At 74.7% G+C, this 16,868-nt stretch carries 13 protein-coding genes and 2 pseudogenes; 7 read left to right on the top strand and 8 right to left on the bottom strand.

Features of this window, described 5'->3' with window-relative positions:
- The first annotated feature begins 99 nt into the window (after window positions 1–99).
- Together ACZ58X_RS34770 and ACZ58X_RS34765 are read left to right on the top strand one after the other, a co-directional pair.
- Window positions 100–897, top strand: a complete 798-nt coding sequence (locus ACZ58X_RS34770; RefSeq protein WP_470337566.1) for an ATP-grasp domain-containing protein — start codon at window positions 100–102, stop codon at window positions 895–897.
- Window positions 898–960: 63 nt separating this feature from the next.
- Window positions 961–1,365 (top strand): RidA family protein, encoded by a 405-nt coding sequence (locus tag ACZ58X_RS34765; RefSeq protein WP_470337565.1) that lies wholly within the window; start codon window positions 961–963, stop codon window positions 1,363–1,365.
- Between the two features lie 28 nt (window positions 1,366–1,393).
- Here ACZ58X_RS34765 and ACZ58X_RS34760 read toward each other — a convergent pair whose 3' ends face one another.
- Window positions 1,394–2,767, bottom strand: a complete 1,374-nt coding sequence (locus ACZ58X_RS34760; protein ID WP_470337564.1) for an MFS transporter — start codon at window positions 2,765–2,767, stop codon at window positions 1,394–1,396.
- A gap of 92 nt (window positions 2,768–2,859) precedes the next feature.
- Here ACZ58X_RS34760 and ACZ58X_RS34755 point away from each other — a divergent pair, with 92 nt between their 5' ends.
- On the top strand, window positions 2,860–3,843 hold the full coding sequence (locus ACZ58X_RS34755) for an ArsR/SmtB family transcription factor (RefSeq protein ID WP_470337563.1): 984 nt from the start codon (window positions 2,860–2,862) through the stop codon (window positions 3,841–3,843).
- A 241-nt stretch (window positions 3,844–4,084) separates the two neighbouring features.
- A complete protein-coding gene (locus ACZ58X_RS34750) occupies window positions 4,085–6,355 on the top strand; it encodes a glycosyl hydrolase family 18 protein (protein ID WP_470337562.1) in 2,271 nt (756 codons plus the stop codon).
- Between the two features lie 109 nt (window positions 6,356–6,464).
- Here the strand turns inward: ACZ58X_RS34750 and ACZ58X_RS34745 are convergent, their stop codons facing one another.
- Window positions 6,465–7,778 carry a geranylgeranyl reductase family protein gene (locus ACZ58X_RS34745; protein WP_470337561.1) on the bottom strand — a complete coding sequence of 438 codons (1,314 nt, stop codon included), beginning with the start codon at window positions 7,776–7,778 and terminating at the stop codon, window positions 6,465–6,467.
- 167 nt (window positions 7,779–7,945) lie between these two features.
- On the opposite strand from ACZ58X_RS34745, the gene ACZ58X_RS34740 reads away from it, so the two are divergent.
- Window positions 7,946–9,310 carry a M20/M25/M40 family metallo-hydrolase gene (locus tag ACZ58X_RS34740; RefSeq protein ID WP_470337560.1) on the top strand — a complete coding sequence of 455 codons (1,365 nt, stop codon included), beginning with the start codon at window positions 7,946–7,948 and terminating at the stop codon, window positions 9,308–9,310.
- Here ACZ58X_RS34740 and ACZ58X_RS34735 read toward each other — a convergent pair.
- The gene (locus tag ACZ58X_RS34735; protein ID WP_470337559.1) at window positions 9,286–10,140 is read right to left on the bottom strand and encodes a DUF4184 family protein; all 855 of its coding nucleotides are present in this window, start codon (window positions 10,138–10,140) and stop codon (window positions 9,286–9,288) included. The genes ACZ58X_RS34740 and ACZ58X_RS34735 overlap by 25 nt on opposite strands.
- Before the next feature lie 87 nt (window positions 10,141–10,227).
- Window positions 10,228–11,298 (bottom strand): NUDIX domain-containing protein, encoded by a 1,071-nt coding sequence (locus ACZ58X_RS34730; RefSeq protein ID WP_470337558.1) that lies wholly within the window; start codon window positions 11,296–11,298, stop codon window positions 10,228–10,230.
- 688 nt (window positions 11,299–11,986) lie between these two features.
- Here ACZ58X_RS34730 and ACZ58X_RS34725 point away from each other — a divergent pair.
- Window positions 11,987–12,418, top strand: a pseudogene (locus ACZ58X_RS34725) (PfkB family carbohydrate kinase); the annotation flags it as partial.
- 20 nt (window positions 12,419–12,438) lie between these two features.
- Window positions 12,439–12,888, top strand: coding sequence for a PfkB family carbohydrate kinase (locus ACZ58X_RS34720; RefSeq protein WP_470337557.1), 450 nt, complete (start codon window positions 12,439–12,441; stop codon window positions 12,886–12,888).
- A 54-nt stretch (window positions 12,889–12,942) separates the two neighbouring features.
- On the opposite strand, the gene ACZ58X_RS34715 is transcribed toward ACZ58X_RS34720, so the two are convergent.
- From ACZ58X_RS34715 to ACZ58X_RS34700, 4 genes and pseudogenes are all read right to left on the bottom strand, one after another.
- Complete coding sequence (locus tag ACZ58X_RS34715; RefSeq protein WP_470337556.1) at window positions 12,943–13,833, bottom strand: C40 family peptidase; 891 nt, start codon at window positions 13,831–13,833, stop codon at window positions 12,943–12,945.
- A gap of 334 nt (window positions 13,834–14,167) precedes the next feature.
- Complete coding sequence (locus tag ACZ58X_RS34710; RefSeq protein ID WP_470337555.1) at window positions 14,168–15,589, bottom strand: acyl-CoA synthetase; 1,422 nt, start codon at window positions 15,587–15,589, stop codon at window positions 14,168–14,170.
- 178 nt (window positions 15,590–15,767) lie between these two features.
- A complete protein-coding gene (locus ACZ58X_RS34705; RefSeq protein ID WP_470337554.1) occupies window positions 15,768–16,730 on the bottom strand; it encodes an electron transfer flavoprotein subunit alpha/FixB family protein in 963 nt (320 codons plus the stop codon).
- Window positions 16,731–16,776: 46 nt separating this feature from the next.
- Window positions 16,777–16,868 (bottom strand): annotated as a pseudogene (locus ACZ58X_RS34700) (electron transfer flavoprotein subunit beta); the annotation flags it as partial.

Genomic DNA, 16,868 nt, shown 5'->3' with positions numbered 1-16,868 from the left:
GCCCGGCCGGGGCCGCCGGGCCCGGTACGGCTCAGGCCGTCCAGCCGCCGGGCCGAAAACCGCTGGTGGCGGTCCCGGACCGCCCGTCAGCATGGGCCCATGACCACCGACCCCCCGGTCCTGCTGCTCGCCCCGCGGATCAACGAGACCGGCCTCCAGCTGCGCACCGCCGCCGGGCTGCGCGGCCTGCGCGCGCACACCGCCGCCTCCTGGCGGGCGCCGCGTGAGCTGCTCGGTGCCGCGGTGCACGTGTACGGCGGGCCGCTGTTCGCGGACGCGGTCGGCCGGGAGCTCGGCCTCGCCCTGCTGGAGCCGGCCGAGGACTGGCTCGCCCGGCTGCCGCTCGCGCTGACCGGCCGACGGGTGTCGGCGACCACGCTGGCCGAGGCCCGTGCGCTGCGCGGCCCGGCCTTCGTGAAGCCGCCCGCGGACAAGCTGTTCGCCGCCCGGGTCTACCCCGGCGGCCACGCGCTGCCCGGGCCCGGGCTGCTGGACGGCGACACCCCGGTGCTGGTGAGCGAGGTGGTGCGGTTCCGCACGGAGTACCGGCTGTTCGTCCTGGACGGCGCGGTGCGGACGGGCTCGCGCTACGCGCGGGACGGTGACCTGTCCGTCGCACCGCTCGGGGCGGACGGCCCGGAGGTGCTGGCCTTCGCCCGCGACGTGCTGGCCGCCTCGGCCTCGCACGCCCCGCTGCCGGGTGCGGTGGTGGTGGACGTCGGACGGACGGACCGGGGCTGGGCGGTGGTCGAGGCCAACGCCGCCTGGGCCAGCGGGGGTTACGCCGCCGACCCGGGCGAGGTCCTGGACGTGGTGCTGCGCTCCTCCGGCCCGGCCGCCCAACTGCCCGCCACCGAGCGGGCGTTCCGGCGCGAGCTGCCCGAAGTGGTGCGCTGACGAGCGGGTTGACCGGGGGTGACCGCTTGCGTCCCGGCGTAGGGTGGCGCACGATCAGGCACCATGACCACCACGCACCTCACCCACATCACCCAGCCGCCCGGCGTGTTCCCCGCGAAGGGCTACACCCACGTCGTCACCGGCACCGGCCGGCTGGTCCAGGTCTCCGGACAGGTCGCCTTCGACGAGCACGGGAACCTGGTCGGCGCGGGTGACCCGAAGGCCCAGGCGCGTCAGATCTTCGAGAACCTGCGCCGCTGCCTGGCCGCCGCCGGCGCCGACTTCTCGGACGTCGTCAAGTTCACCTTCTTCATGACCGACATCGCCCACCTCGCGGCGATCCGGGACGCCCGGAACGAGTACCTGGGCGACCTGCCGCTCCCGGCCGCCTCCGCGATGCAGGTCGCGGCCCTGTTCCGGCCCGACGTGCTGATCGAGATCGAGGCGACGGCGGTCGTCCCGGACTAGGGCGTGTCTGACAATTCCCGCCGGCTCCTCACGCCGCCCGCAGCCGCGCCTCCCGCCGTCCGGCCCACCGGACGGCGGGCCCCATCGCCAGGCCCGCCGCCACCAGCACCGCACCCAGCACCGCCCACCCGGCCACCCCGTAGCCGATCACCGCGGTGCTGACCACCGCCGGTCCGGCCATCGCGGCGGCCGCCGAGCCCGCGTTGAACACCCCCTGGTAGGCGCCGTGTTCGTGCTCGCCCGCGAGGTCGTAGCTCAGCGCCCAGCCGCCCGCCTGTCCCATCACCTCGGCGAGCGACTGCAAGCCGATCGCGACCAGCGCCACGGCGGCGGCGAGGATCCCGGGCAGTCCGTGCGCCATGGCGATGACCAGGCAGGAGGCGGCCAGCACCAGTCCGGCGCGCCGGCAGGCCCGGGCGGCGGCCGTCCGCTCCTCGGTGCCCCGGGTGGCCCGCACCTGGAGGGCGATCACCATCAGGGTGTTGACGATGAAGGCAAGGGCGACGGTGATCCGCGGCGCGTCGGTCTGCTGGACGATCCACAGCGGGACGCCGACCTCCAGGACGGCGAACTGCAACCCGAGGACGGAGCAGAGCGCGGTCACGGCCAGGAACGGACCGTCACGCAGCGCCGGATTGCGCCGCCGGCCGTGCTCGACGCCCTTTCCGCCCGGGTCCGCCGTACGGGTCCCGGCCGAGGAGGCACCCACCGGGGGAGGGACAGTCGCGAAGGCGCCCGGCTCCGCACCGGCCTCCACCGGCAGCCGGTACATCAGCAGCGCGACGGCCACGTACGAGACGGCGTCGGCCAGGATCGCCGCCAGGTAGACCGGCCGGGTGTCGAACTGGAGCGCGATCGCGCCGAGGCCGGTCCCCAGGCAGATGCCGATGTTGGTCACCACCCGCAGGTACGCCCGGCCGGCCACCCGGCGGTCGGCGGGCAGCACCTGGGCGTACAGCGCGTTCCGCACCGCGGCCGCGCCGCGGTCCACGGCGGAGACGGCGCAGGCCAGGGCCACGAACGCGGCGTAGCCGTGCACCAGTGCGTACCCGGCCGTGCCCACGGCCTCGATCGAGACCAGCACCACCAGGACCCGCCGGGCGCCCCACCGGTCGGCGGCCCGGCCGGCCGGCACGCTGGCGGCGACCCCGCACAGACCGGCGGCCGTCATCCCGAACCCCAGCTGGGCCGCGCTCAGCCCGAGCACCCGGGTGAAGAACAGCACCGCGACGGCCAGCGAGAGGCCGTTGCCCACCGTGTTGACCAGGGTGATCCCGGCCAGCCGACGGACCGTCGGATCGGGGTGGAGGCGGCGCCGGAGGGCCTCGGGCAGGCGGCCGGCCGGCTGGTGCGCGGGCACACCGAAGGGCGGTGCGGAGGACTCCGCAGGTGGGGTGGTCATGCCGAGGATTCCACCGCCGACCGGGCCGCGCCCGGTACTCCTTTAGGCTCTGGCTAAAAGCTCGACGACCGGCAGCCGACGGGAGGACCCCGGTGCACCGCTTCACCCTCCGTCTGGACGACCTCGCCAGCACCTGGTTCTCCTACTCCCCGATCCTCCAGGCCGTGCTCAGCCTGCGGATGTGGACCCACCCGGGCCGGTACCGGCTCCAGAGCCCGGCCTTCGAGCGGCTCGGCCCCTCCTTCGAGCGCCTGGACTCCCGACTGCTGCTCTCCCTGGTCGCCGAGAACCGCTGGGTCCCCGACTTCCTGACCCCACGGCCGCCCTCCCCCGCACCGGAGTTCCGCACCGAGCTCGCCGCCGTCCGCGCCCTCCCGCCGGAGCAGCTGCGCGCCGAACTGGAGCTGACCTTCCTGCCGCACGGGCAGCCGCTGCCCGCCCTGCTCGCCGCCGGACTGGGGGACCCGGCCCGGCTGTTGAGCCGGATCTGCGACTCCCTGGAGGAGTACTGGGAGGTGTGCCTCGCCCCCGCCTGGTGGCCGCAGGCCCGCGCGGTCCTGGAGGCCGACCTGGTGTACCGGGCCCGGGTGCTCGCCCAGCACGGCGCGGCGGCCCTGTTCACCGACCTCGACCACCGCCTGGAGTGGGCGGACGGCGCACTGTCGATCAACCGGCACTGGACGGACGGGGACGTGGAGACCGCCGTGGACGGCCGCGGCCTGGTGCTCTGCCCGACCTTCTTCGTCCGGGGCGCGATCACCATGATCGACAGCACCCGCGCCCCGCAGATCAGCTACCCGGCACGCGGCCAGGCCGCCATGGCCGGCGAGGGCCCGCCGGTGCCGCCGCGCGCCCTGGAGGCGCTGGTCGGCGCGCCGAAGGCCCGGCTGCTCGGCCTGCTCGCCGAGCCGGCCTCCACCACCGAGCTCGCCTACCGGCTGGGCGTCACCCCGGGGGCGGTCAGCCAGCACCTGTCCGTCCTGGCCGCCACCGGCCTGGTCACCCGAGCCCGGCACGGCCGTTCGGTGCTCTACCGGCGCAGCGCGCTCGGGGACGAGCTCTCCGGCGGCCGGTGAGCACCCCGCCGCCCCGCAACCCCGCCGCCCCTCCAGCACCCCAACCGCCCGCCCCCCAACTCCCCAGTGGTACAGACCTGTTGACGCATTGGTCCAGTCCTCCTACAGTGCCCATGCCCCCGCCCCCCACGGCGCGGGCACCGATCGCACACGGATCGCCACCGGTTCTACGTCACCCTGTCCAACCCCCACAGCCACAGGGAGAACCATGTCCGCTCGACCCCGGGCGGGACGCCCACGCATGCGCAGCAGACTGCTGGCGCTGCTGTCCGTCCTGCTCCTGCCACTCGCCGTCCTGACCGCACTCGCCGCCCCCGCGAACGCGGCGGGCAAGCTCACCGCCACCTTCACCACCGCCGACAACGGCTCCTGGTGGCAGGGCACGTACATCGTCCACAACGACAACGCCACCGCCGTCACCGGCTGGACCCTGGACTTCGACCTGCCCGCCGGCGTCACCCTGGGCAACACCAGCAACGGCACCGCGACCGTCAACGGCCGGCACGTCACCGCCACCGCCGCGTACTACAACGCGACCGTCAACGCCCACAGCACCACCGAGCCGTACAGCTTCTGGTTCGTCGGCACCGGCCCGGTCTCCACCCCGCTCAACTGCCGCATCAACGGCGACAAGTGCGACGGCTCCGCCGACGTCCCGCCGTCCGCGCCGGGCACCCCCACCGTCACCGGGTCGACCGCGCACACCCTCGCCCTGAGCTGGCCGGCCGCCACCGGCGGGGACTTCCCGGTCGCCTCCTACGACGTGCTCAGCGGCACCACCGTGCTCGCCTCCGGCCCGACCGCCAACGCCCTGGTCACCGGGCTCACCCCGGCCACCACCTACACCCTGACCGTCCGGGCCAAGGACAGCCGCGGCAACACCGGCCCGCTCAGCGCGCCCGTGACCGCCACCACCTTCGACCCCTCCACGGACCGGGTCCCGCCGACCGCACCCACCGGCCTCCGTGCCACATCGGTCGGTTCCTCGGACGTGGCGCTCGCCTGGAACGCCGCCACCGACAACGTCCGGGTCGCCGCGTACGACGTCTACCAGGGCGCCACCCTGGTGACGACGGTCGACGGCGGCACGCTGACCGCGTCCGTCGGCAGCCTCTCGCCGTCCACCGCCTACACCTTCACGGTGCAGGCCCGCGACCCCGCCGACAACACCTCGCCGGCCTCCGCGCCGCTCGCCGTGACCACCGCGGACATCGTCGGCGCCGGCACGTACGCCCGGGTCGGCTACTTCGTCCAGTGGGGCATCTACGGCCGCCAGTACTTCGTCAAGAACCTCGACACCTCGGGCAGCGCGGCCAAGCTCGACATCGTCAACTACGCCTTCGAGAACATCGATCCGGTCAACCTGACCTGCCTCGCGGGCGTCACCAAGGGCACCACCGCCAACCCGGAGGACCCTGACCAGGGCACCGGCGCCGGTGACGCTGACGCCGACTACGCCCGCCCGATGAGCGCCGACCAGTCGGTGGACGGCGTGGCCGACGACGGCTGGGGCAAACTCCGGGGCAACTTCAACCAGTTGAAGAAGCTCAAGGCCAAGTACCCGAACCTCAAGGTGGTCGTCTCGCTCGGCGGCTGGACGTACTCCAAGTACTTCTCCGACGTCGCCGCCACCGACGCGTCCCGGCAGAAGTTCGTCAAGTCCTGCGTGGACACCTGGATCAAGGGCAACCTCCCCGCCTACAACGGCGCCGGAGGTGACGGCGTGGCCGCCGGGATCTTCGACGGCATCGACCTCGACTGGGAGTGGCCCGGCTCCGGCGACGGCCACCCGGGCAACCACTGGAGCGCGAACGACAAGGCCGACCTGACCCTGCTGGCGGCCGAGTTCCGCAAGCAGCTCGACGCGCTGGGCGGCCCGCACAAGCTGCTCACCGCCTTCACCCCGGCCGACCCGGCCAAGGTCGCGGCCGGCTGGGACCTCGGCAAGGTCTTCACCTCGCTCGACATCGCCAACGTCCAGGGCTACGACTTCCACGGCTCGGGCAGCGACAACTCCTGGGAGCCCAACCGCACCGGCCAGGCCTCCAACCTCTACCCCGACCCGAACGACCCCTACGGCTTCCATTTCAGCGTGGATGGCGCCGTCCGCACCTACCTCGCCGCCGGGGTCAACCCGCGCAAGCTGACCATCGGCTTCCCGTTCTACGGGCGCGGCTGGCAGGGCGTGGCGGACGGCGGCGCCCACGGCGTCTGGCAGTCCGCGAACGGCGCGGCGCCCGGCCAGTTCGCCGAGGAGGCCGGCACCCGCGGGTACCAGAACCTGATCACCGGCGTGCCGGGCCTCACCGTCTACCACGATCCCAAGTCCGTGGCCACGTACGGCTACACGGGCGCGAACGGCCAGTGGTGGACCTTCGACGACGCCTGGTCGATCGCCCAGAAGGCGGCCTACCTCAAATCGAAGAACCTGCTCGGCGGCATGATCTGGGAGATGTCCGGCGACACCCCGTCGGGCACCCTGATGTCCGCCCTCGACGCAGGGCTCAAGTGACCGGGCTCAAGTGACCGGGCTCAAGTGACCGGGCTCGAGTGACCACCACCGCCAGCCGGGCCGGCGCCCCGAACGGGGCTGCCGGCCCGGCCGCACGGACCGGGTCCCGCTACCGGGCGGCCATCGCCATCAGCTTGCGCGCCGCCCGGTTCTGCCGCAGCAGCTGCGCGAAGGTGGTGTGCCCCTGGGTGGTCCGGGCGAACGCCCGCCACGCCGCCGGCACCGTGGTGACCGCCGTGTGGAACAGGTACGGCCGCCGCTCGAAGGCGCTCAGCAGCTGCTTGCCCGCCCGCATCTCCACCCCCAGCCCGGCCTTGATCGCGAACGCGTAGTTCAGCGCCTCGCGCCGCACCGTGCCCGCGTCACCCGCCTCCGCGATCCGCACCGCCCACTCCCCGGCCAGCCGACCGGAGCGCAGCGCGTACGAGATGCCCTCGCGGGTCCACGGCTCCAGCAGTCCGGCCGCGTCCCCGGCCACCAGGACCCGGCCGCGGGAGAGCGGCGAGTCCTCGGCCCGGCAGCGGGTCAGGTGCCCGGACTCGACCCGCGGGGGGAAGCCGGACAGGCCCAGGCGCCGGATGTAGTCGGCGAGGTACTGCTTGGTCCGCTCGCCGTCGCCGCGCGCCGAGATCACGCCCACGGTCAGGCTGCTGGTCTCGGTCTTCGGGAACACCCAGCCGTAACTGCCGGGCAGCGGGCCCCAGTCGAGGTGGATCCGGCCCGACCAGTCGGCGGCGACCTGCGGCGGGACGGGGATCTCGGCCTCCAGGCCGAGGTCGATCTGGTCGAAGGTGACGCCCACGTGCCGGGCGATCCGGCTGGCGCTGCCGTCCGCGCCGACCACCGCCCGGGCCTCGAAGGTGCGCCCGTCGGCGGCCGTGACCACGGCCGTGCGGTGCTCGCCACCGCGCTGCTCGACCCCGGTGACGGTCACTCCGGTGACCAGCACCGCCCCGGCCTGCTTGGCGGACTGGACCAGCCGCAGGTCGAACTCGTCCCGGTTGACCAGTCCGAACAGCATCCGCTTGGAACGCCGGGTCCGGGTGTACTGCCCGTCGTAGGCGAAGGTGACGGCCGACACCCGGTCCTGCAGCGGCAGTTCGAAGTTCGGCGGCAGGCTGTCCCGGGACGGGCCGATGATGCCGCCGCCGCAGGTCTTGTAGCGGGGGTGCTCGGCCTTGTCGAGGAGCAGCACCCGGCGGCCCTGCGCGGCGGCGGCGTGCGCGGCCGAGGCCCCGGCCGGTCCGGCGCCGACCACCACGACGTCCCAGACGCCGTCCTGCGGCTGCGACGCCTCGTCGAGGGGGCCCTCCGACGGGGCTTGCGACGGGCTGTCGACCGGGGCGTCCGACGGGCGCTCGACCGGAACGTCCGACGGGTTGTCGATCGGGCTACGGGAATCAGGGCTTCCGGAGTCAGTCACGTCGACCAATCCTATGCGTCCGCCCGGTGCCCCGGACGCCGCACCACCCACCGATCCGGAAGCTCCCCGCTGTCCTCCAGACGGCTCCGCCTATGATCGGCGGTACCCCAACCGACCCCCTCCGCCCGTACCACCCCCCGGGCGGACCCGTCCCTTTCGGAGCACCGATGACACAGCCCCTGGCCGACGCCGTCCGGTCCCTGATGGACCGTGCCCGCACCGACCTCGCCGAGCTGGTCGCCTTCCAGTCGGTCGCCGACCCGCGCCAGTTCCCGGTCGAGGAGTGCCAGAAGGCCGCGCACTGGGTCGCCGAGGCCTTCGCCGCCGAGGGCCTGACCGGCATCCGGCTGCTGGACACCCCGGACGGCACCCAGTCCGTCTACGGGGAGCTGCCCGGCCCCGAGGGCGCCCCGACCGTCCTGCTCTACTCGCACTACGACGTGCAGCCCCCGCTCGACGAGAGCGGCTGGCACAGCCCGGCCTTCGAGCTGACCGAGCGCGACGGCCGCTGGTACGGGCGCGGCGCCGCCGACTGCAAGGGCAACATCCTGATGCACCTGACCGCCCTGCGGGCGCTGCGCCAGGTCTACGGCGACGACTACCCGGTCGGCCTGAAGGTCATCGTGGAGGGCTCCGAGGAGCAGGGCACCGGCGGTCTGGAGCGCTACGCCGAGGCCCACCCCGAGCTGCTCGCCGCCGACGTCATCGTGATCGGCGACACCGGCAACTTCGCCCCCGGCCTGCCGACCGTGACCGCCACGCTGCGCGGCATGACGGTGGTCGAGGCCTCGATCACCACGCTGGCCGGCAACCTGCACTCCGGCGGGTTCGGCGGCGCCGCCCCCGACGCGCTGCAGGCACTGATCAAGGTGCTCGCCTCGCTGCACGACGAGAACGGCGACGTCGCGGTCGCGGGACTGGCCGCCGACCAGACCTGGGAGGGCGTGCAGTACCCGGAGGAGCAGTTCCGCGCCGACGCCAAGGTGCTCGACGGCGTCGCCCTGACCGGCACCGGCACCGTCTCCGACCGGCTGTGGGCCCGCCCGTCCGTCACCGTCCTCGGCATCGACGCCCCGCCGGTGATCGGCGCCACCTCCTCGGTGCAGGCCGCCGCCAAGGCGCTGATCTCCCTGCGCGTCCCGCCGGGCATGGACACCGGGGCCGCCCAGGACGCCCTGGTCGCCCACCTGGAGGCGCAGGTCCCGCTCGGCGCCCGCCTGGCCGTCCAGCGCCAGGGCAACGGCGCCCCGTTCCGCGCCGACACCAGCGGCCCGGCCTACGAGGCGATGGGCGAGGCGATGGCCGAGGCCTTCGGCACCGCGATGGTCGCCTCCGGCGAGGGCGGCTCGATCCCGCTCTGCAACACCCTGCGCTCGCTCTACCCGCAGGCCGAGATCGTGCTGATCGGCGTCGAGGACCCGACCACCCAGATCCACGCCGTCAACGAGAGCGTCGACCCGCAGGAGCTGGAGCGGATGGCCCTCACCGAGGCCCTGTTCCTCCGCCGCTACGCGGAACTGCGCACCGTCTGACGGGAGTTCCCGCCGGTCCCGGGCCGCCCGCCACGCCACCGGCGGGCGGCCGCGACCACCGCCGCGTAGCCGACCGCACCCACCGCGAGCCCGGCACCGGCCCCGAAGCACACCTCCGGGACGAGATTGCGGCGCAGCGGGGCGATCCGGTGCAGCACCCCGGCCGCGGTCGCCGCGGCCAGCACCGCGGTGGCCGCCCGCCGGGTGCGCGGCGCCGGCCGCACGGCCGGGCGCACCGGTTCGACGGCCCGCACCGCGCGCGCCGCCCAGCCGCCCAGCGCGGCCAGCGCCAGCGCCGAACTCCCGTACTGCAGCGCCTCGTAGACCGGGACCCCGGCCACCGTCCGGTCCAGTACGGGCAGCAGCCGCACGCCCAGCCGACCGCCGTGGGTGAACGCGTCCCAGCCGACGTGGGTGGCCGCACCGACCGCCGCCGAGGCCAGGAACCAGGCCGCGTCCGCGCCCAGGCCCCCGGCACCGCCGCAGCCGCCGGTAGCGCCCGCACCGGTCGCCGCGGCCCGGCGGACCGTCAACGCCTCGGCGCCGCCCGCCCACCGTTCGGGCAGCAGCCCCACCAGCGGCGCCCGCAGCAGCCCGTGCCACCCCGCCACCAGCGCGCCGGCGATCGCCACGTCCAGCGTCGGCACCGCCCACCAGGCATGGGTCAGCCCACCGTGCCCGTACACCCCGGGCAGCAGCGACTCGGCGAAGAACGGCACGTCGGGCGCCATCGACCCGGCCACCAGCGCCGAGGCCACCAGCGGCCCGCGCTCCCCGGCGGCGCGCAGCAGGGGCAGGACGGCGGCGGGATGGCTCAGCGTGAACGGCATGCCCCCATCCTGACCCCCACACCGGCCACGCCACCAACCGGGGCCGCGCGGTCGGCCCTCCTCCCTCCGGCCCTACGCCCTCCGGCCCTACGCCGCGTCCGCCGTGCTGGCCAGGCGGCCGAGCGCCACCCGGCACCCCGCCTCCAGGTAGCGCAGCTCCCCGCTGCGCCGAGCGTCCAGCGCGGCGGCCAGGCGCCGGTAGCGGCTGGGCGGCAGCAGGTCGGCCGACTCGTCCAGGGTGACGAACCGGCAGCCGCGCAGCTCCTCCTGTTGCAGCAGCAGGTTCTGCCGGCCGGCGTCGTCCAGCAGTCCGCCGTCGTACATCAGCCGCAGGCCGCCGCGGCGCGGGCCGGTACGCGGTTCCCAGTCGACGGCGAGCAGCCGCAGCACCGAGGGGTCCAGGCGCAGTCCGAGCTCCTCGGCGGTCTCCCGCAGGGCAGCGTCGGTGGGGGCCTCGCCGCGTTCGACCACGCCGCCGGGGAAGTCCCAGTCGGGCTTGTAGACCGGGTCGACGAGCAGTACCCGGTCCTGTTCGTCGAAGAACAGCACGGCCGAGGCGACGGTGTCGCCGGTCGGATCGGGGGCCTGGACGATCGGGCAGCGGGCGGCGCCGACCCGGACGAGTTCGGCGATCCGGTGCGCGGTCTCGCGCGGGGTGAGCGCGCCGGTGTCGATCATCCGGGCGTCGCCGACCAGCCAGCGGCGGGCCGCCCGGTAGTGCGGCAGGTGCTCCAGGCACCAGGTGCGGACCCGCTCGCTGCGCTCCGGGTCGCCCGGGCATTCGTCGCGGTGGGCGATGCGGTTTCGCAGGATCGTTTCTTCTGGATCCAGGACGAAGTGGTGCACCGTGATCCCGTGCGCGGCGAGATCACCGAAGATCTCGTCCCGGTAGTCCTCTCTGAGCAGGGTCATCGGCACCACCAACGGCCCGCCCACCTCGCCGAGCAGCGCGGCGGCCGTCTCGGGCACCAGCCGACGCCAGGCCGCGAGGTCCTGGAAGTCGGACACCGTGGCCAGCCGGTCGGCCGGAAGCATCCGGCGCAGTCCGAAGCCGACCAGCTCGGGATCGAAGAGCACGCTCCCGGGCAGCAGTTCCACCAGCTCGCGGCAGGCGCTCGTCTTGCCCGCCCCGAATGTGCCATTGACCCAGACGATCACAACGTCCCCTGCCCTCGACTTGCCCCGATGCCGTTCGCACCGGGCAGCGCCCCCGTCGGCCGAACCAGCGCCACCCGTGGTGGTACCCGCGCCATGCCGCTCCCCAAAACTGCTCGCCGCGCCCGCCCGCGCGCCCCGGCCCGCCCCTTGACAGCGGCATGTGCCCAGGCCACGGGCCCGGTACGGATATATGCGGACCGGCCGCCATCAAAGCCGCACCCCGCCGCCACACCGTTCGCACGGGAAGTCGGACCGGCCGACTTCCGGCGCGCGCCCCGACCGTACGCCGCTCGCGCCGTCCCTGCGCCCTCCCACTCCCCCGTCCTCCCGCCCACCGCTCCCTGCCCCCGCCCTCATCGCCGATCCCGGCAAGGTCCAGTTTGCCGTTGCCCCGGATGCGGAACCCGTTGCGGGACAACCGCAACGACTGCCGACCCGCGCACACCGGACGTACGGGCCGCCGCCTTCCGCTGAGCCTCCGTCGGACAGCTGCGAAAGGAATACCTGAGATGCACGACATCAACCGACCGGCCGGCACTGACAACCGGACGCGGCCGCCCGCACGGCGGTCCGCCCCGACGGCGAGACCCCGCCACCTGACGCGCTCCGCAGCCGGTCCCTTCCTCCCCCGCAAGCGGGTGGTACCCCCGCCCCCGGCCGGAGCCGGGGGTGTCCACGGAGGTCCCCGGTGAAGCTGCTCCCCGCCGGCCGGGTCATCGTCATCGGCTCGGTCAACACCGACCGGATCCTCCGCTGCCCCGTGCTCCCCGCACCCGGCGAGACCGTCCTGGCCACCGACGCCACCCTGGGCTTCGGCGGCAAGGGCGCCAACCAGGCGGTGGCCGCGGCCCGGATGGGGGCCGCCACCCACCTGGTCGCCAAGGTGGGGCGCGACGCCGAGGGCACGGCAGCGCTCGACGACCTGCGCGGCGCGAACGTGGAGACGGGCGCCGTCCACACCCACCCCGACGCGCCCACCGGCCAGGCGATCGTGCTGGTCGACCCCGCCGGGGAGAACAGCGTCGTGGTCGTGCCGGGCGCGAACGCCCACCTGGCTCCGGACGAGGTCGGCGCGGCCCTGGCCCGGCTCCACCTGCTCCCGGTCGACGTCGTCCTCACCAGCAACGAGGTCCCGGCGGAGTGCATCCGCGCCGTCGCCGCGGCCCTGCCCGCCGCGGCACCCGCTGGCTGCACAACACCGCCCCGGCCGGCGCCCTGCCCGACCCCGGCCCCACCGGGCGCCGCCCGCTGGTGGTCGCCAACGCCGTCGAGGCGCGGCAGCTCACCGGCGCGGCGGGCGCTGTCGAGGCGGCCCGTGCGCTGGCCCGGCAGGGCGAGGGGGCGGTGGTCACCCTCGGCGGCGAGGGCGCCGTGGTCGTCGTCGGCGGAGCACTCACCCGGCTGCCCGCACCGACCGTCCGGGTGGTCGACACCACCGGGGCCGGCGACGTCTTCTGCGGGGCGCTGGCCGCCGGCCTCGCCCGCCTGGCCGACCTGCCGGACGCGGCCGCCACCGCCGTCGCCGCCGGGGCGTTCGCCGTCACCGCACTCGGCGCCCGCGGCGCCCTCCCCCGCCCGGCCGACCTCTGACCGCGCGGGTGCGGGGCGCCCGGCCCACCGGCCGGACGCCCCGCACCCCCTGCGCTACGGCCGCCCCATGAACGCGGGGTAGTACCCGCTGCTGATCCCGGAGATCCGGATCAGCGTCCCGGGCCGCGCGGCCTCCACGTACCGGTTGTTGCCCAGGTAGATCGCCACGTGCTGGATGCCCCGCGCGGTGCCGTCCGGCGACCAGAACAGCAGGTCACCGCGGCGCAGCTGGCTCGCCTTGATCGGCGTGGTGGCCGCGTACTGGTCGTTGGCCACCCGCGGCAGGTCGATGCCGCCGCGCCGGAAGGACTGCTGCACCAGACCCGAGCAGTCGTACCCGTCCGGGCCGTTGCCGGCGGTCCGGAACGGCTTGCCCAGCTGGGCGAGCGCGTACTCCACCGCGGTCTCGACGTCGCCGTCCGCCGCCACCTCGTGGGGGGAGCCGGAGGAACCGGAGGAGGACGAGGAGCCGCCGGTCCGCTGCAGGTAGATGTCGTAGTGGGTGGTCCAGCGCCACTCCCCCTTGCTGTTCCTGAACCAGTACCGCGAGCCGTCCCAGCCCTGCTTGATCCCGCCGTTCGAGGACTTGGCGGAGTTCGAGGAGGACGAGGACTTCGAAGAGGACGTGGCGCCGCCGGTCCGCGCCACGTACACGCTGTAGTGGGTGGTCCAGCGCCACTGCCCCTGGCTGTTCTTGAACCAGTACCGCGAGCCGTCCCACCCGGCGTGCGCCGGGGCCTTCTCGGCCGCGGCGGGCGTCACCCCGGTGCCGAGGCCGATGGTCCCCACGCCGACCGCGATCACGGCCGCCATGCCTATCCCCCGGCGGATCCGCGCGGCCCGCGAGGGACGGGCGGTGCCGGCGGGGCGGGCGGCGGTGGCGGGGGCGTGCTGCCCGGTCGGTTCGTCGGCGGCATCCGGTGCGCCGGTGTTGACGGTGGTCATCCCTGCTGACTTCCTTCACTGCTGCGAACGCACTGCGGCGTACGGCCGCCGGAAGGGCGGCTGCGGAAACTGCTGCGGACACGCGGTACGTCCCGGCACCGCCGGTCCGTACCTTCGGCAGACCCCGGTCCGACATGCCGCGGCCCCCGGCCGTGCGACCGGGGGCCGCGGCATGTCTCCCGTGGATTCAGTTCTGCCTGCTCGTCACGTTAGGCACGCGTCCGCTCACCGCGCGCAGTGGAGTGCGCCAAAGGAAGGTTTCCCGGGCACCGGTCGCCGACGGCGCATCAGAGTGAACACCCGTCACCACCGGGCGTGTCCCGACGCCCTCTCATCAGTGCCCGCGGTGCTCCGTCAGGAGCTGCTTCTTCAACACCTTTCCCAGCGCGTTCCTGGGCAGTTCGGGTACCAGCACGACCCGGCGCGGGCGCTTGTGCACCGAGAGCCGCTCCGCCACGAAGGCCGTCAGCTGTTCCCCCGTCACGGCGCCGTCCGGCACGACATACGCGACGACCGCCTGTCCGAGGTCCTCGTCCGGTACACCGACCACGGCGGCGTCGGCGACCGCCGGGTGGTCGCGCAGCGCGGCCTCCACCTCGCCCGCGCCGATCCGGTAGCCGCCGCTCTTGATCAGGTCCACCGAGGCCCGGCCGACGATCCGGTGGAAGCCGTCGGCCCCGATCACCGCGACGTCTCCGGTGCGGAACCAGCCGTCCGCCGTCCAGGCCTCGGCGTCGGCATCCGGCCGGTTGAGGTAACCGCTGAACAGGGTGGGGCCGCTGACCTGCAGTTCGCCGACGCTCTCACCGTCGTACGGCACCGGCCCGCCGTCCTCGCCGACCAGTCGGGTGCGCACCCCGTCCACCGGCAGCCCGACGCTGCCGGGGCGCCGCTCGCCGTCCGCCCGGGTGCTGACGGTGATCAGCGACTCGGTCATCCCGTAGCGCTCGATCGGGGCGTGCCCGGTGAGCGCCGCCAGCTTCTCGAAGACCGGTACGGGCAGCGGCGCGCTGCCGGAGACCAGCAGCCGGGCCGGGGCCAGCCGCCCGGCCGCCGCCGGGTCCGCCGCCAGCCGGGACCACACGGTGGGCACGCCGAAGTACAGGCTGCCGCCCGCCTGCGCGTACCCCTCGGGGGTGGGCCGTCCGGTGTGCACCAGCCGGCTGCCGGTGCGCAGGGCGCCGAGCACGCCGAGCAGCAGCCCGTGCACGTGGAACAGCGGCAGCCCGTGCACCAGGGTGTCCTCGGCGGTCCACTGCCAGGCGGCGGCGAGGGCGTCCAGGTCGGCGGCGATCGCCGCCCGCCGGATCACCGCGCCCTTGGGCGCGCCGGTGGTGCCCGAGGTGTAGAGCACGAAGCCGGTCGCGTCGGCGGCCGGTTCGGCGTAGCCGGTCGCCGAGCGCTCGGCGGGGTCGACGGGCAGGGCCGCCACCGGCCCGGCGTCGGGCGCGTCCTCCCCGGCGGCGTGCGCCAGCAGCACGGCGCCGGAGTCCCGCAGGATGTGCTCGCGCTCCTTGGGGCCCGAGTCCGGCGGCAGCGGCACCACCGGGACGCCCGCCAGCAGTCCGCCGACCACGGCGGTGACCGTCTCCAGGGTGGGCCGGGCGAGCACCGCCAGCGCGGGGGCCCCGGCCACCCGGTCGGCCACCGCGGTCGCCGCGCCCAGCAGTTCCTCCCGGGAGAGCGTCCGGCCGTCGATCCGCAGCGCGTCCGCCGCGTCGCCGTGGTCGCCATGAAGTGCCGTCAGCAGTGCCATGCCTCGGTCCTCGCCCTCGTCCTCGCCCTGTTCGCGCCGGGGGCTCCCGCGCCCGGGCGCCGTCGGGCCGACTCTACGGGCCGGCGCGGCGCTCCCCGCGGCCCGGGGCACGACGACGGAGGGCGTGGTACCGAGCACCCGGTACCACGCCCTCCGGTCCTCGGGACCGTGCCGCGGATCAGCCCTTGCGGGTCTTCACCTCGGTGGTCAGCTGCGGCAGCACCTGGAACAGGTCGCCGACCACGCCGTAGTCGACCAGCTCGAAGATCGGGGCCTCGGGGTCCTTGTTGACGGCCACGATGGTCTTCGAGGTCTGCATGCCGGCCCGGTGCTGGATGGCACCGGAGATGCCCGCCGCGATGTAGAGCTGCGGCGAGACCTGCTTGCCGGTCTGGCCGACCTGGTTGCTGTGCGGGTACCAGCCGGCGTCGACGGCGGCGCGCGAGGCACCGACGGCCGCGCCGAGCGCGTCGGCGAGCTCCTCGACCACGCCGAAGCCCTCGGCGGCACCGACGCCGCGGCCGCCGGAGACCACGATGGCGGCCTCGGTCAGCTCGGGACGGCCGGTGGAGACGCGCGGGGTGCGCAAGGTGACCTTGGCGGCGTTGCCGGTGAACTCCACCGACACGTTCTCCACCGCGCCGGCGGCCGCGACGGCCTCGGGGGCGACGGCGTTCGGCTTGACGGTGATGACCGGCGCGCCCTTGGTGACCGTGGACTTCACCTGGAACGACGCGGCGAACACCGACTGGGTGGCGACCGGACCGCCGTCGCCGGCCTCCAGGTCGATGGCGTCGGTGATGATGCCGGAGCCGATCCGCAGCGCCACGCGGGCGGCGACCTCCTTGCCCTCACCGGAGGAGGTGACCAGCACGGCGGCCACGTCGTTGGCCTTGGCGATCTGGGCCAGGGCGTCCACCTTCGGGACGACCAGCTGGTCGGCGAACTCGGCGCCGTCGGCGACGTACACCTTGGCGGCACCGAACTCGGCGGCCTTGGCGGCGATGTCGGCGGCCGCGGCACCCGCGCCCAGCACGACGGCGGACGGCTCACCGATGCGGCGGGCCAGGGTCAGCAGTTCGAGGGCCGGCTTGCGGACCGCGCCATCGGCGTGGTCCACCAGAACCAGGATCTCAGCCATGATTCGTTGCTCCTGATCGATCGTTGGATGCGCTGACGGGCGGGGACTAGATGAACTTCTGGTCGGCCAGGAACGCGGCGAGCTGCTTGCCGCCCTCGCCCTCGTCCTTGACGACCGTGCCCGCGGTCCGCGCCGGAC

Source organism: Kitasatospora sp. NPDC040550, assembly GCF_055594965.1.
Note: the sequence above shows the minus strand (reverse complement) of the source record. Positions and strands in the feature narration are given on the sequence as shown.